The sequence below is a fragment of the Nocardiopsis sp. NPDC101807 genome (assembly GCF_044766605.1).
GTDB lineage: Bacteria > Actinomycetota > Actinomycetes > Streptosporangiales > Streptosporangiaceae > Nocardiopsis > Nocardiopsis tropica.
In genome coordinates this window covers 430,834-444,966 of sequence record NZ_JBIWMK010000002.1, presented here as the reverse complement: position 1 = coordinate 444,966, position 14,133 = coordinate 430,834, and the positions used below count along the sequence as shown (strand labels likewise).

General features: G+C 74.6%; 14 protein-coding genes. 8 read left to right on the top strand and 6 right to left on the bottom strand.

Annotated features, from left to right (window positions below; genetic code table 11):
- Positions 1 to 92: 92 nt before the first annotated feature.
- The 3 genes from ACIRPH_RS07180 to ACIRPH_RS07170 all read right to left on the bottom strand — a co-directional run bounded on the left by ACIRPH_RS07180 (position 93) and on the right by ACIRPH_RS07170 (position 3,051).
- Complete coding sequence (locus tag ACIRPH_RS07180; protein ID WP_402910444.1) at positions 93 to 1,238, bottom strand: winged helix DNA-binding domain-containing protein; 1,146 nt, start codon at positions 1,236 to 1,238, stop codon at positions 93 to 95.
- A 224-nt stretch (positions 1,239 to 1,462) separates the two neighbouring features.
- Positions 1,463 to 2,434, bottom strand: a complete 972-nt coding sequence (locus ACIRPH_RS07175) for a lysostaphin resistance A-like protein (protein ID WP_402911639.1) — start codon at positions 2,432 to 2,434, stop codon at positions 1,463 to 1,465.
- 53 nt (positions 2,435 to 2,487) lie between these two features.
- On the bottom strand, positions 2,488 to 3,051 hold the full coding sequence (locus tag ACIRPH_RS07170; RefSeq protein ID WP_402911636.1) for a DUF3887 domain-containing protein: 564 nt from the start codon (positions 3,049 to 3,051) through the stop codon (positions 2,488 to 2,490).
- Positions 3,052 to 3,620: 569 nt separating this feature from the next.
- On the opposite strand from ACIRPH_RS07170, the gene ACIRPH_RS07165 reads away from it, so the two are divergent.
- The 7 genes from ACIRPH_RS07165 to ACIRPH_RS07135 all read left to right on the top strand — a co-directional run bounded on the left by ACIRPH_RS07165 (position 3,621) and on the right by ACIRPH_RS07135 (position 10,013).
- Complete coding sequence (locus tag ACIRPH_RS07165) at positions 3,621 to 4,775, top strand: Gfo/Idh/MocA family protein (RefSeq protein WP_402910442.1); 1,155 nt, start codon at positions 3,621 to 3,623, stop codon at positions 4,773 to 4,775.
- Entirely contained in the window at positions 4,772 to 5,932 is a 1,161-nt protein-coding gene (locus ACIRPH_RS07160; RefSeq protein ID WP_402910439.1) for a dihydrodipicolinate synthase family protein, read from the top strand. The genes ACIRPH_RS07165 and ACIRPH_RS07160 overlap by 4 nt, the downstream gene beginning before the upstream one ends.
- Complete coding sequence (locus ACIRPH_RS07155) at positions 5,929 to 6,849, top strand: sugar phosphate isomerase/epimerase family protein (protein WP_402910437.1); 921 nt, start codon at positions 5,929 to 5,931, stop codon at positions 6,847 to 6,849. The genes ACIRPH_RS07160 and ACIRPH_RS07155 overlap by 4 nt, the downstream gene beginning before the upstream one ends.
- A 70-nt stretch (positions 6,850 to 6,919) precedes the next feature.
- Entirely contained in the window at positions 6,920 to 7,825 is a 906-nt protein-coding gene (locus ACIRPH_RS07150) for a 5-dehydro-4-deoxyglucarate dehydratase (RefSeq protein WP_402910435.1), read from the top strand.
- 2 nt (positions 7,826 to 7,827) lie between these two features.
- Positions 7,828 to 8,916 (top strand): mandelate racemase/muconate lactonizing enzyme family protein, encoded by a 1,089-nt coding sequence (locus ACIRPH_RS07145; RefSeq protein WP_402910432.1) that lies wholly within the window; start codon positions 7,828 to 7,830, stop codon positions 8,914 to 8,916.
- A gap of 138 nt (positions 8,917 to 9,054) precedes the next feature.
- Positions 9,055 to 9,438, top strand: coding sequence for a DUF2784 domain-containing protein (locus ACIRPH_RS07140; RefSeq protein WP_402910430.1), 384 nt, complete (start codon positions 9,055 to 9,057; stop codon positions 9,436 to 9,438).
- Between the two features lie 62 nt (positions 9,439 to 9,500).
- Positions 9,501 to 10,013: a GNAT family N-acetyltransferase gene (locus ACIRPH_RS07135; RefSeq protein ID WP_402910427.1), complete on the top strand. Its 513-nt coding sequence runs from the start codon at positions 9,501 to 9,503 to the stop codon at positions 10,011 to 10,013.
- Between the two features lie 99 nt (positions 10,014 to 10,112).
- Here ACIRPH_RS07135 and ACIRPH_RS07130 read toward each other — a convergent pair whose 3' ends face one another.
- On the bottom strand, positions 10,113 to 10,679 hold the full coding sequence (locus tag ACIRPH_RS07130) for a TetR/AcrR family transcriptional regulator (RefSeq protein WP_402910425.1): 567 nt from the start codon (positions 10,677 to 10,679) through the stop codon (positions 10,113 to 10,115).
- Positions 10,680 to 10,782: 103 nt separating this feature from the next.
- On the opposite strand from ACIRPH_RS07130, the gene ACIRPH_RS07125 reads away from it, so the two are divergent.
- Positions 10,783 to 11,706, top strand: a complete 924-nt coding sequence (locus tag ACIRPH_RS07125; RefSeq protein WP_402910422.1) for an NmrA family NAD(P)-binding protein — start codon at positions 10,783 to 10,785, stop codon at positions 11,704 to 11,706.
- Positions 11,707 to 11,789: 83 nt separating this feature from the next.
- Here ACIRPH_RS07125 and ACIRPH_RS07120 read toward each other — a convergent pair whose 3' ends face one another.
- Both ACIRPH_RS07120 and ACIRPH_RS07115 read right to left on the bottom strand, forming a co-directional pair.
- Positions 11,790 to 12,851, bottom strand: coding sequence for a LacI family DNA-binding transcriptional regulator (locus ACIRPH_RS07120; protein ID WP_402910420.1), 1,062 nt, complete (start codon positions 12,849 to 12,851; stop codon positions 11,790 to 11,792).
- 85 nt (positions 12,852 to 12,936) lie between these two features.
- Positions 12,937 to 13,827 (bottom strand): NAD-dependent epimerase/dehydratase family protein, encoded by an 891-nt coding sequence (locus ACIRPH_RS07115; protein ID WP_402910417.1) that lies wholly within the window; start codon positions 13,825 to 13,827, stop codon positions 12,937 to 12,939.
- Between the last annotated feature and the right edge of the window lie 306 nt (positions 13,828 to 14,133).

Genomic DNA, 14,133 nt, shown 5'->3' with positions numbered 1-14,133 from the left:
CCTGGGCTCGGACGCAGAGCCGCGGCCTTTCCGCCTCGGGAGGCTCGGTGGGTGGGGTCCGGGTCCGCCGCCGATCGGCGGCGGACCCGTCGTCAGGCGTGGGCGCCCACGGTAACGGCGCCGAAGGACAGGCGGGGGGAGGCCTGGAGGATGCGCCCGACCCGTTCGGCCTGTTCGGCGACGGCGTCGCGCCGTGCGGGCGGGAGCGGGGCCAGGGCCTCCACGGTGATGTCGAGGTGGCGGCCCGACCTCCGCTGGTGCCAGACCCCGGCCGCCACCCCGTCCACGAACAGGACGGGGTGGTTCCCGGCCTGGCCCCGGGCCAGCGCGCGCTGCCGGGCCGGACCGGGGAAGACCACGTCGCGCGGGTGGCAGCCCACGGTGTAGGGGTCGAAGTAGGGCAGCAGCAGAACCTCCGGGGCGGGCGCGGGAGGGGCGGCGGCGTCCCCGGCGAGCTGGTAGAGGGTGGCGCCCTCCACCTCCACTGGTTCGATGAGCCCGCCCATGGACGTGAACAGCTCGCCCGCCCAGCGCTTGGGCGCGGAGAGCCACTGGGCGAAGTGCTGGGGCGTGGCCGGGCCGTAGGCGCGCAGGTACCCGGTCAGCACGTGGGCGAGGGCCCGGTCGGTGTCGGCCGGGGCGGCGTCCGGCAGCCACCGGCGGGGGCTGGTGTAGGTGACCCTGCGGCCGCGCATCGGGCCGAAGCACAGGGAGCCGCGGTTGGCGAGGGTGTGGGTGGCCTGCCGCCAGCGCGGCCACTTGGTCTGGAAGGCGTCCATGACGGGGTCGGCCGCCCAGGAGCCGGCCCGCTCGGCCAGGGCCTCGGTGAGCTCGTCCACGGTCATCTCGGTGTCGGTGAGGACGGCGGCGGAGGCCTCGACCAGTGCGTCGGTCTGCTCGGGGGTGAGCAGCGCCCCCTTGGGGGAGGGGTTGCCCGCGCGCTGGGCGGCCGAGAGCGCCGCGGTCCACAGCGGCAGCTCGCGGGTGGGCAGCAGGTGGACGGTGCCGCGCGGGCCGAAGGTCTTGACCAGCTCGTGGGTCTCCCACAGGGCGGTGCGCGCGTGCGTGCGGTCGCCGCCCTCCAGGCGGAGGCCGATCGACACCTCGGCCGCCGACATCACCTGGGCGTGGGCCCCGCACATGGCGCCGACCACGTCGGCCGCGCTCCTTCCCGGGGAGGTGAGCGCGTGGCGCCACAGCCGTCGCGCGGTCATGTCCTGCCAGGTGGGGGTGGCCATGGGTCTCCTCGGGGTGCTGTGGTGTGCCCCCACTCTAGGAACCGTCCAGGTCAGGAACTGGCCTCCACTCGGCGCGTGGCGCCCCCTCCGCGACCGGGCACCGGGCCGGGACCGCACCGTGCGGTCCCGGCCCGGCGTGCGGCCAGGACCGGTCCGGGGCCCGTTCGACGCGCCGCACCCGCGGCCTCCGGGCCCGGCCCCGGAGACCTCAGGGGCCGTTGCGGCTACTCTCCGGTTGCCTGTCCCGTCGCCGGGAGTCCGGGGGGACGCCCCTTCTCCGACGGCGGGGTGGACGGGTGCTTCGCGGAGGAGAACTGCCCCGTGGCGACCAGGACCACGACGAGCGCGAGCGGCACGATCCACCCGCTCCAGCCGAGGACCGTCGCCTGCGTGGTGTCGACGTGCTCTCCAGCCTGCGCGAAGAGGAGGTAGGACCCGCCCGCCCCGTTGAACGCGGCGTGTGCGAGGGCCGCGGGCCACACGGACCCCGATCGGAGCCTCAGCCAGCCGAAGACTGCGCCGATCAGGACGCACATGCCGACCATCGCGGCCAGGCCGAGCCAACCCGGCGCATCGGGGTAGTTGTACCCGAGGAGGATGAGCGGCGCGTGCCACAGGCCCCAGATCACGCCGGAGACCAGGAGGGCCGGCAGGGTGCCGAGCGGCATCAGCTTCGGGAGCAGCCACCCCCGCCACCCGAGTTCCTCGCCCAGCGCCGGAAGCAGGTTGACGAACGCCGTCAGGGGGAGTGCGGCGAGCTGGACGGTGACGAGCGCGCCGATCGGCACCGGGGTCTCGCCGGCCCCCGCGGCGCCCGCCTGCTCGTCGAGGACCTGCTGGAACGCGGAGAAGTTCGCGAAGTCGGCCGGATAGACCCCCAGCAGTGCGCCCACCGGGAGCGCCACCAGGACCAGGGCGATGGACACGAAGATCCCCAGTGCCCCGTAGCCGAGCAGTCCGCGGACCGGTCTCAGCGGCCACACCCCGAGTTTCCGCGCCTTGTGACTCGGCCGCTCCACGAAGAACACGACGACGAGGGCGGCGATCGCGGGGGTCGTCATCGTGGCGGTCGCCACGAGGGGGAACCGGGGGTCGGCGAGTCCGTCACCGAACCAGAGCGGGAGCGCGAGGAGCCAGGCGAGCGCGAACGCCAGGACGGTGAACACGCCGATGGAGCGCAGATCGCGGCCGCCCATGCAGGGCCCGCCCCGGGCCGCGGTCGTCCTGGGTCCGTCCGAAGATCCGATGGTCACGGCGTCTGCCCTTCCAGGATGTGCAGGCCGGCGATGGCGCGGTCGTCGCGGAACGCGATCCGTGCCGTGTAGTCGCCCGCCTCGAACGAGAGCGGCGTGTTCGTGATCGTCACGTCGCCGGCCCGGGTGACCTCCGGCTCTCCCCTGCCTTCGAGAGCTCCCGACAGGCCGACGATCTGCGCCCACGCGGCCGCGAGCGCGTCCTCCGAGAGGCCGTCGCGCATGGTGGTGTCGAACTGCCCGGTGACCCGCGCCCATCGGCCGGAAGCGAGGTCCCCGATCACCGAGGCGGCCAGTTCGGCGGCGCCGGGGAGCGGCGTGGTGTTCATGGGTTCTCCCGTTCTGGGGTCGATCGGTCTGCCATAGCGCTGAAACGCCGCTTGCCTGCTCACGCCGAGCGCGTCACCGATGACCTGCCACGTGGCGCCGTTCTGGCGCGCCTGCTGCACGACGGCGCGCACGACGTCGTCGGCGGCCGCCTGCATGCTCACGGCACGTCCTATCGCGTCGGCCCAGTCGTCGTCCTTCGTCAGGACGCGTGACGCGAGGAACGCGTCCAGGCGCGCCTTCACGACCTTCAGCGCATCTGTCAATTTTCCTTGCACGTGTAAAGAGTACCTTTACAACCGGGCTGCGCGACAGGGGGAGCGCCACGGTCTGCGACGCCGCCCGCCGCGAGGGCTCGCCCACCGGTGCGCCCCCTTCCCCCGGCGCGGGGGCGGTGGCACGGCGTGCGGCGGATGCCGCACCGCGGCCGTCACCGACGGGGCGCCTCCCCGTCCCCGTGCGAGAGCAGGCCCCGCCGGACGCGTGCGCGGACACGGGCGCCGGAGGCCCGGAAGGCGCCCCCGCCCGGAAGCCGCTCCCTCGCCGAACGCCGCCCCGGGGGCCGCGCCCCGCCCTCCCGGAGAGGGCCTCGGCGGGCCCCCGACCGGGGTCCGCCGGGTCGTCTCCGCCCGCTTCTCCCGAACGCCGCGACCCCCTTCCCGGCGGGAACGCCCCCGGTGCGCGGGGGTTTTCCGCTTCTTTCCTCCTCGGAGCCCCTTGCGGCACCTCCGGCCCACTGGTGTGGACGGACGGTTTGCCGTACGCTGGAAAGCGCTTTCACAAGGAGAGGTGGTAACAACCCATGAGTGATCACGTGCTGGGTGTCGCCATGAACGGCGTCACCGGACGCATGGGGTACCGGCAACACCTGACCAGGTCGATCCTGGCGATCCGCGAGGCCGGAGGGGTTCCCCTGCCCGACGGCTCCCGGATCATCCCCGAACCCGTGCTGGTCGGGCGCTCCGAGCGGAAACTGCGCGAGATCGCGGACCGGCACGGCATCGAGCGCTGGACCACCGACCTGGACTCGGTTCTCTCCGACGACCGGATCTCGATCTACTTCGACGCCCAGATCACGCACGCCCGGGAGGCGGCGGTACGCGCCGCCATCGCCGCGGGCAAGCACGTCTACGTCGAGAAGCCCACCGCGAGCACGCTCAGCTCGGCGCTGGAACTGGCCAAGCTCGCCCGCGACGCGGGCGTGCGCAACGGCGTCGTCCAGGACAAGCTCTTCCTGCCCGGCCTGCTCAAACTGCGCCGGCTGGTCGAGAGCGGCTTCTTCGGAAAGGTCCTTTCCGTCCGGGGAGAGTTCGGCTACTGGGTCTTCGAGGGCGACTGGCAGCCCGCGCAGAGGCCCAGCTGGAACTACCGGGCCGAGGAGGGCGGCGGCATGGTGCTGGACATGTTCCCGCACTGGCACTACGTGCTGGAGCACCTGTTCGCCCCGGTGCGCACGGTCACCGCCAAGGTGGCCACCCACATCCCGCAGCGCTGGGACGAGGAGGGGCGCGCCTACCAGGCCACCGCCGACGACTCCGCCTACGGCATCTTCGAGCTGGAGGGGGGCGTCATCGCCCAGATCAACTCCTCCTGGAACGTGCGCGTCAACCGCGACGAGCTCGTGGAGTTCCAGGTCGACGGAACCCACGGCAGCGCCGTGGCGGGGCTGCGCTCCTGCCGCTTCCAGCACCGCGCCTCCACCCCCAAGGCCGTCTGGAACCCCGACCTGGAGGACCCCTCCAGCTACCGCGAGCAGTGGGAGGAGGTCCCCGACAACACCGACTTCCCCAACGGGTTCCGCGCCCAGTGGGAGGGCTTCCTGCGGCACGTGGTCCTGGACGCCCCCTTCCCGCACGACCTGCTCTCCGGCGCGCGGGGCCTGCAGATGGCCGAGGCCGGGCTGCGCTCGGCCCAGAACGGGCACACCGTCGAACTGGACGAGGTCACCCTGACGTGAACACACTGCGCCTGCCCTCCCCCGACGGCGCCGTCGCGCCCTACACGCTGACCGGCGCCCCCGCCGACACCTCCCCCCTGCCGCCCGCGCGCTCGCGCGTCGCCTACGCGGCGGCCCACGTGGTCGCCGACCCGGCCGCCCCCAACGCGCCCGGGGCCCCCGCCCGCCTGGACTGGGAGGCCACCCTCGCCTTCCGCCACCACCTCTGGGACCAGGGGCTGGGCGTCGCCGACGCCATGGACACAGCCCAGCGCGGCATGGGACTGGACTGGGAGGCCACCGCCGAGCTGATCCGCAGGTCGGGGGCGGAGGCCGCCGCGCGCGGCGCCGCCCTGGCCTGCGGGGTGGGCACCGACCAGCTCGATTCTTCCCATGTCGATCTGGAAAGCGTTATCACGGCCTATGGGGAACAGCTCGACGTCGTCCAGGGCGCCGGTGCCACCCCCGTCCTGATGGCCTCGCGGGCCCTGGCCGCCGTCGCCCGGGGGCCGGGGGACTACGCCAAGGCCTACGGCCGCCTGCTGCAGCGGGCGGAGCGCCCGGTCGTCCTGCACTGGCTGGGCACCGCCTTCGACCCGGCCCTGGCCGGGTACTGGGGGTTCTCCGACCCGGCCGAGGCGATCGAGCCCGTGGCCGCGCTGATCGCCGAGCACGCCGACGCGGTGGAGGGCATCAAGGTCTCCCTGCTCGACGCCGCCCTGGAGGTCCGGCTCAGACGCCTGCTCCCCGAGGGGGTGCGCCTGTACACCGGCGACGACTTCAACTACCCCGACCTGGTGCTGGGCGACGAGCAGGGCCACTCCCACGCCCTGCTCGGGATCTTCGCCGCCATCGGCCCGGCCGCCGCCCGGGCGCTCGCGGCGCTGGACGAGGGCGACACCGGCCGCTACCGCGCGCTGATGGACCCGACCGTCCCCCTGGCCCGGCACCTGTTCGCCGCGCCCACCTTCTACTACAAGACCGGCATCACCTTCCTGGCCTGGCTCAACGGCCACCAGAAGGGGTTCCACATGGTGGGCGGCCTGCACAGCGCCCGCGACCTGCCCCACCTGGCCCAGGCCCTGCGCCTGGCCGACGCCGCCGGGGTCCTCTCCGACCCCGACCTCGCCGCGGCGCGCATGCGCGCCCTGCTCCAGGTGTCGGGGGTGGACCAGTGACCACGTACCCGCCCCACGGCGCCGCTCCGGTGGTGCCCGGCGCCGTCGACGTCCCCTCCGGCCTGCCCGCGGCCGTGGACACCCCGGAGCCGGGCGACCCCCGGCTGGCGCGGCTGTCCCTGAACCAGGCCACCGTCAAGCGCTGGAGCCTGACCCAGGCCGTGGACGGGTGCCTGCGCGCCGGTCTGCCCGCCATCGGCCTGTGGCGCGAACCGGTCGCCGAGACCGGTCTCGCCAAGGCCGCGGACCTGGTGCGCCGCAGCGGTCTGCGGGTCTCGTCCTACTGCCGTGGAGGGTTCCTCACCGGCGAGGACAGGGCCGCCGCCCTGGAGGACAACCGCCGGGCCGTCGACGAGGCCGCCGAGCTGGGCGCGCCCTGCCTGGTCATGGTGGTGGGCGGCATGCCCGACGGGGACCGCGACCTCGCCGGCGTGCGCGAGCGGATGGTCGAGGCCCTGGCCGAGCTCGTCCCGTACGCGGTCGAGCGCGGTGTGCGCCTGGCCCTGGAGCCGCTGCACCCGGTGTTCTGCGCCGACCGCGCGGTGCTGTCCACCCTGGGCCAGGCCCTGGACGTGGCAGAACGCTTCGACGCCGAGGCGGCGGGCGTGGTCGTGGACGCCTACCACGTGTGGTGGGACCCGCAGGTGTGGACCCAGATCGAGCGGGCCGGGGCGGGCGGGCGCATCGCCTCCTTCCAGGCCTGCGACTGGGTGGTGCCGCTGCCGGCCGACAACCTGCTGGGCCGGGGCATGGTCGGTGACGGCCACGCCGACGTGCGCGGCCTGCGCCGGGCCGTGGACGCGGCGGGGTACGACGGGGACATCGAGGTGGAGATCTTCAACCGGCAGGTGTGGGACGCCGACGGCGACGACGTCATCGCCACCCTGGTCCGGCGTCACGTGCAGCACGTCCTGTGAGGTCCTGCGGACCTCGCCGGGGCCGCCCGTACCCGGGGCGGCCCCGATCCCTCAACAGCCAAGGAGCGGCATGAACTTCGAAGGAATCCTGTTCTTCCCCCTCACCCCCTTCGACTCCGGAGGAGGCGTCGCCGAGGCCGTGCTGGCCGAGCACGTGGCCTCGGGCGTGGAGCAGGGGGCCGGTGGGGTGTTCGCGGCGTGCGGTACCGGTGAGGTGCACGCCCTGTCGGCCGCCGAGCACGCCGCGGTGGTGCGGCGGTCGGTGGAGGTCACCGCGGGGCGTGTGCCCGTGGTGGCCGGTGCGGGCGGCAGCGTCGGCACCGCGGTCGAGCAGGCCCGCGCGGCCCGGGAGCTGGGCGCGGACGCCGTCCTGCTGCTGCCCCCTTACCTGGTGGGCGCCCCGCAGCGGGGGCTGGTGGAGTACGTGCGCACCGTGACCTCGGCCGTCGACATCCCGGTGATCGTCTACCAGCGCGGATCGATGGTGTTCACCCCCGAGAGCGCGGCCGAGCTGGCGGCGATCCCCACGGTGGTGGGCATCAAGGACGGGGTGGGCGACCTCGGGCGCATGCACCAGATCGTCCTGGCGGTGCGCGAGGTGCGCGGGGAGGAGTTCACGTTCTTCAACGGCCTGCCCACGGCCGAGCTGACCGTGGCGGCCTACCGGGGTGTGGGGGTGCCGCTGTACTCGTCGGCGGCGTTCGCGTTCGTGCCCGAGGTGGCGAACGCGTTCTACACGGCCTTCCACGCGGGGGACCCGCTCGCGGACCGGCTGCTGTCCGGGTTCTTCGAGCCGCTGGTGCGGCTGCGCGACCGGGTGCCCGGGTACGCGGTGTCCCTGGTCAAGGCCGGGGCACGGCTGCGCGGGGTGGAGGCGGGCGGGGTACGGGCCCCGTTCACCGACCCCACGGCCGAGGAGGTGGCGGCCCTGGGAGAGCTGATCGAGACGGGCCTGTCCCTGGTGAAGGAGGGCTGACGGTGCGTGTCACCGAGGTCGTGGCCCGTGCCTTCCGGCTGCCGCTGCACCGGGCGTGGGACGGGGGGGTGGACCGCAACGACGTGGTGGTGGTGCGGGTGGCCACCGACACGGGGCTGGTCGGCACGGGGTTCTCGTGGACCCCGCTGATCGGGGCCCGCGCGGTGGCGGCCCTGGTCAACGACGACCTGGGACCGGTCCTGGCGGGGGGCGCGGCGCACCCCTCCCGGTGGGACGAGCTGCGCTGGCACCTGCGCGAGGCGGGGACCAGCGGGCTCACCCTGATGGCGCTGGCCGGGGTGGACATCGCCCTGTGGGACCTGTCCGCCCGTGCGGCGGGGGTGAGCCTGGTCGACCTGGTGGGCCGGCGCCGCGACTCGGTGGAGTCCTACGGCAGCGGGGTCAACCTCGACTACTCGCTGCCGGACCTGGTGGAGCAGGTGCGGGGCTGGGTCGGGGCGGGGCACCGGGCGGCCAAGATGAAGGTGGGCTCGGCCGAGATCTCCCGCGACGTCGAGCGCGTGGGCGCGGTGCGGGAATCACTGGGGCCGGAGCGGTTGTTGATGGTGGACGCCAACCAGCGCTGGGACGTGCCCAGGGCCGCGCGGGCGCTGCGCGCGCTGGAACCGTTCGACCCGTACTTCGTGGAGGAGCCCCTGCCCGCCGAGGACCTGGAGTCGCATGCCCGTCTGCGCGAGCGGACGGACATCGCTTTCGCGATCGGTGAGAACCTGCGCACGGCCGCGGAGTTCGAGCGGGCCGTGGACCTCGGCGTGTGCGACGTGGCGCAGCCCAACGTGGTGCGGGTGGGCGGGGTGACCCCGTTCCTGCGGATCGCGGAGTCGATGGCGCGCCGCGGCGTGCCGGTGGCTCCGCACCTGTTGCCCGAGCTGTCGGGCCAGTTGGCGCTGTGCCTTCCCCGGGTGGCCATGGTCGAGGACATCGACCGTGCCTCCTTCGCCGCGCTGGGAGCGTTGGCCCGCCCCAGCGGGGTGGAGTTCGACCGGGGGACGGTGCGCGCCGACACCGGGCTCGGCCACGGCCTGGTGTTCGCCGACACGCTCACCCCGGTCGCGGACCCCTCCCCCTAGCACAGGGTCCGCGACCGTGCGCCGGGGCGTCCTCCGCAGGTCGGGGGGCGCCCCGGCGCGGTCATGAGCACGGGTACTCAGAGGGGGGTGGGTGCGGGTACCGATGCGCGCGGCGCCGCCCGGGCCTAGCTTCGGGACATGCCCTACCTCCTCCTCGGCCACACCGCGATGGTCCTCCACTTCGCGTTCCTCGGCTTCGTCGTCCTCGGCGGGTTCCTGGCCTGGCGATGGCCCCGGCTGTTCCGGGTCCACCTGGCGGTCGCCGCCTACGCCCTGGGCATCGTGATCGTCGACTGGCCGTGCTTCCTGACGGAGATCGAGAACTGGGCCCGGCTCAACACGGGCCGCCCGGTGATGGAGTTCGGCTTCATCGACTTCTACCTGACCGAGCGCCTCTACCCCCGCGAGCACCTCATGACCTCGCGCTGTGTGATGGCCGCCGTCGTGGCCGCGGCCTGGGCGGGTGTGTGGGTGCGCCGCCGGCGAGCCCGGTCCGGCGGCGTCTCCGCGCCGGCGGCCTGAGGGCGGGCGGTTCCCGGCGGAGGCCGCCGGCTCCGCGGCGGGGAAACCGGTTGCGGAGGACGGTGCGCACCAGCATGCTGGCGGGCATGCAGATCCGTGAGGCCGCTTCCGCCGACTGGCCCGCCATGTGGGCCTTCATGCGCCCCGTCATCGCCGCGGGCACGACGTTCACGTGGGAGACCGACCTCGGTCCGGAGGAGGCGCGCGAGCGGTGGTTCCCGGCCCCGCCCGGACGCACGTTCGTGGCCGTGGACGCCGACGGGACGGTGCTGGGCACCGCCAACTCCGTCCGCAACCACCGCGGGCCCGGTTCGCACGTCGCGAGCGCGAGCTTCATGGTCGACCCCGCCCACGGCGGGCGCGGCGTCGGCCGTGCGCTGGCGGCCCACGTGCTGGACACGGCCCGCGCCGACGGGTTCCGCGCGATGCAGTTCAACGCGGTCGTGGAGACCAACACCCGCGCGGTCGCGCTGTGGCGATCCCTGGGCTTCACGGTCGTGGGCACCCTGCCCGAGGGGTTCGCGCACCCCGAGCACGGCTACGTCGGGCTGCACATCATGCACCGCAGGCTCTGAGCCGCGGCCGTCGGCCCGGGCGTCGGCGGCGGCACGGACCGGTCGGCCTCGCGCACGGGGCCGGGGGAACCGGCGCCCGGCCTCTGCGAAGCGTCCCGCTCACCCCTGCGGGAGAACCCCCGCCACTGTCAGACCGAGCATCCGGTCCGCCTCGGCGACGGGATCGGGGTGGTGTTCCGTGGCCAGGGTGATGCCGGTGACCAGGGTGACCAGATCCTCGGCGGTCACGCCCGGGGCCACCGCCCCCGCCTCCGCGGCGCGCTCCACCAGCGGTTCCCCGGCCGCGATGAGCTCGGCCGCGCAGGTACTGCCGTGCACCGCGTCGGCGGAGGCCCCCGTGTCGCGGAGCAGCGCCACGGCCAGCCCCCGGGTGGACGCGCCGTACTCGGTCACGGCGCGCAGCCACTGCAGGAGCGCGGTCCGGGCGTCGGCCGTGCTTCCCAGGTCCCGCGCGTGGGCGCACAGGGCCTCGATCCGTCCGCGGAAGACCGCGTCCAGCAGGGCACGGCGGTTGGGGAAGTGGCGGCGTACGGTGGCCGATCCGACCCCCGCGACGCGGGCGATCTGCTCCAGGGAGGCGTCCGCGCCGTGCTCGGCGATCTCCTCCTCGGCCACGGCGAGCAGGCGGGCGTGGTTGCGCCGGGCGTCCGCGCGCTGGGCGGGCATGGTGTCACCTCTGCGGTTGCTAAGTGGCGGGGCCCTCCGTATCTTAGCGGACAAGAAACGGCGGGCCCCGCCGTTTAGCGGTGCCCACCCGAGGAGCGACCCCATGTCCACCGATTCCGCCCCCGTCCTGGTCACCGGCGCCACCGGCCGCCAGGGCGGCGCCACGGCCCGCGCCCTGCTCGCGGCGGGTGTCCCCGTCCGCGCCCTGGTGCGGGACCCCGCGACCGAGCGGGCCAGGGCCGTGGAGGCGCTCGGCGCGTCCCTGGTCACCGGCGACCTCCGCGACCGCGACTCCCTGGCCGGGGCCGCCGAGGGGGCCCGGGCGGTCTTCTCGGTCCAGCTGCCCGAGATGAGAGGGGACTCCGTCGACTTCGAGGGCGAGGTGGCCCAGGCCGCCAACCTGATCGCGGGCGCGCTGGCCGCGGGCGTGCCGCAGTTCGTGCACACGTCCGTCTCCGGGGCCGGGCAGCACACCGGCATCGCCGGATGGGACGAGGGCCGCTGGACGGCGCTGGAGCCCTACTACACCGCCAAGACCGGGATCCAGGACCGGGTGCGGGGGGCGGGGTTCCGGCACTGGACGATCCTCAAGCCGGGCTTCTTCATGGAGAACTTCCTGCCGTCGGCGGAGTTCCTGTTCCCCCGCGGCGTCGAGGGCGGCCTGGTGAGCGTGTTGAAGCCCGGGACGCCGGTGTCCCTCGTCGCCGTCGACGACATCGGCGGGGCGGCCGCCGCGGCGGTGGCCGACCCGGAGCGTTTCCACGGGGTCGAGCTGGAGCTGGCGAGCGACCACCTGACCATGACCGAGATCGCGCGGACCCTGTCACACGCCCTGGGGACCGAGCTGAGCGCGCCCGACATGGGCGTGGAGGAGGCGTTCGCCGCAGGGATGCCGGGGATGGGGGCGTCGCACGAGTTCATGAACGTGACCGGCCAGCCCGCCCGGCCGGAGTTCGCGCGGGCCCTCGGCGTCCCGCTCACGACCTTCGCGCAATGGGCGCAACGGTACCTGGGCACCGCCGGCTGACGACGGCCCGCGCATCCGCCGGACACACGTGTGGGCCCGGTCCCTTGGACCGGGCCCACACCGCAACGGTGCCGGCGGCGGGGTCAGACGGTGCCGACGGCCGTACTGCGGGCCGCCCGGCCGGGCGGCGCGGTGCTCTCCCGCTCGACGACCTCGCCCCGGACGGTGATCACGCGGGCCTCCTCGCCGGGCTCCTCCTCCAGGGCGAGCACCGCGGCCCGCTCTCCCATCTCCTCCAGCGGAAGGCGCACGGTGGTCAGCGCGGGGGTGAGGTCGCGCAGGGTCGGGATGTCGTCGAAGCCCGCCACCGACAGGTCCTCGGGCACCCGCAGCCCCAGGTCGCGCAGGGCGGCCATCGCCCCGGTGGCCATCACGTCGTTGACCGCGAACAGGCAGGTGGCCCCGGTGCCGACCGCCATCAGGCGGCGGGTGGACTCGTAGCCGCCGTCGCGGGTGAACGCACCGTGCACGACGTTGTGGTGGGCCAGCTCCAGGCCCGCGCCCGAGAGCGCCGAGTGGAACCCGTCCAGGCGCTCGCGCGCGGTCCACAGGTCGGTGGGCCCTGCCAGGATGGCGAACTCGCGGTGCCCCTGCGCGATGAGGTGGCGTGCGAGGTCGGCCGCACCGGTGTGGTTGTCGGGCGTGACCGTGTCGGCGGGCAGCCCCTCCTGGGACACGCACGCCACCCGTCCGCCCTGGCGGCGGAACAGCCGGATCTCCTCGGCCAGGCGACGGTTGCTCTCGTCGTCGGTCGAGCGCGATCCGACCAGCACCACCGCGCGCGCCCGGTGGGCGCGCAGGGCGGCCAGGATGCGCCCCTCCTTCTGGGCGGAGCGGCTCGTGGTGCCCAGCACCAGGACCAGTCCGCGCTCCTCGGTGTGGCGGGTGACCCCCGCCGCGATCGAGGAGAAGTAGGGGTCGGCGATGTCGTGGACGAGCAGCCCGACCAGCGAGCTGCTGTTGCGGGCGAGCGTCTGCGCCGAGGCGTTGGCCAGGTAGCCGAGTTCCTGGGCGCTGGCGGTGACCTTGTCGCGCAGCCGCTGGCTCACCTGCCTGGTGCTGCCGTTGATCACCCTGGAAGCCGTGGCCAGGGACACCCCGGCGTGTGAGGCGACCTGTTCCAGCGTCACGTAACCGGACTCCACACCGCTCCCTCTTCTGGTTCGGGCCACTGGGAAAACTCTTTCCTAGCGTAGCGGAGCCCTCGACCTGTTCACGGCCGATCGGGTCTCACGGGGTGGGGGCGGACATCTGGTCGCGCCAGGTACGGGTGGGGGTCCAGCCGAGGGCGGTGCGGGCGGCCTCCGAGGAGAACACGGAGCGGCCGTCCGCCAGGGAAGCGGCGGTCTGCGCCGTGGAGGGGTGGAAGCGGGGCAGCAGTTCGTGGACCGGGCCCTCCGCCAGCGGGTCCGGCGCGACGGCGTTGAACACCTGGCCGCTGCGCACCCGCTCCGGCCGCTCCACCACGAGCGCGAACAGCTCCGCGGCGTCGCGCGCGTCCACGTAGTTGAACAGGGAGGTCGCGGCCAGGGCCGGGTCGGCCAGGCGCTCGGCCATGGTGTGGCCGAGCTGGGTGACCGCGCCCCGCCACTCCTCGGGGGCCACCACGTAGCCGGGGCGCACGCAGGACAGCACGCAGGTGTCGCTGGTGCGCGCCAGGGAGCGCACGGTGTCCTCGATGATGGCCTTGCTCAGCCCGTAGGCGTGCCAGGGGGCGACGGGGTGCTCCTCGTCCAGCGGCAGGGCGAGGGGCCGCCAGGAGGGCGTGTTGTAGCCGTAGACGGTGGGGCTGGAGGCGGCCACCGCCGAGCGGGCCCCGTGGGCGACGGCGGCGGAGAGCACGGCCCAGGCCAGGCCGGTGTTGACCTGGAGGGTCTCCACGTCGGGGCGGGCGAAGGGCACGGCGATCCCGGCCAGGTGGACGACGGCCTCGGGCCGCGCCCGGGTGAAGGCGTCCTCCCGTCCGGCGTCGTCCAGCAGGTCGGCGACGATCCCGGTGACCCCGGCCGGGTGGTCCGCCTCGGCGGTGTCCACCGACGTGACGTCGTGGCCGCGCTCGGCCAGGGTGGCCACGACGCTGCGGCCGAGCCTCCCCGAGCCTCCGGTGACGAGGACGCGCATGGTGCTGCCTTTCTCTCGTACGGCGCGTGGCGCCGTGGTCGTCCACAGGCCGGTGAAGGGCCTGGGTCGGTTGTAGGGGGCCGCCCGGACGGACGGCCCCGTGCTGCCCGCCCTCGGGAGGCGTGCTCCGCCCCCCGCTGGGGCGTCGCAGGTCCCGGGGCGGCTTCCGGCGCGGGCCCGCGCCGTCGCCGACGCCCTGCGGCGGCCGGCCCGGCGCACCCGCTCACGCGGCCGTGGAGCCGCCGCGCCCGCGGGCCCGGGATCCCGCCGCCGGGCACGCCGGGACCGGGGTCCCGGGACAGGGAG

Coding starts and splice junctions, on each gene's coding strand:
- ACIRPH_RS07180 (WP_402910444.1), bottom strand. CDS start 1,238: ATGGCCACCCCCACCTGGCAGGACATGACCGCGCGACGGCTGTGGCGC.
- ACIRPH_RS07175 (WP_402911639.1), bottom strand. CDS start 2,434: ATGGGCGGCCGCGATCTGCGCTCCATCGGCGTGTTCACCGTCCTGGCG.
- ACIRPH_RS07165 (WP_402910442.1), top strand. CDS start 3,621: ATGAGTGATCACGTGCTGGGTGTCGCCATGAACGGCGTCACCGGACGC.
- ACIRPH_RS07150 (WP_402910435.1), top strand. CDS start 6,920: ATGAACTTCGAAGGAATCCTGTTCTTCCCCCTCACCCCCTTCGACTCC.
- ACIRPH_RS07140 (WP_402910430.1), top strand. CDS start 9,055: ATGCCCTACCTCCTCCTCGGCCACACCGCGATGGTCCTCCACTTCGCG.
- ACIRPH_RS07130 (WP_402910425.1), bottom strand. CDS start 10,679: ATGCCCGCCCAGCGCGCGGACGCCCGGCGCAACCACGCCCGCCTGCTC.
- ACIRPH_RS07125 (WP_402910422.1), top strand. CDS start 10,783: ATGTCCACCGATTCCGCCCCCGTCCTGGTCACCGGCGCCACCGGCCGC.
- ACIRPH_RS07115 (WP_402910417.1), bottom strand. CDS start 13,827: ATGCGCGTCCTCGTCACCGGAGGCTCGGGGAGGCTCGGCCGCAGCGTC.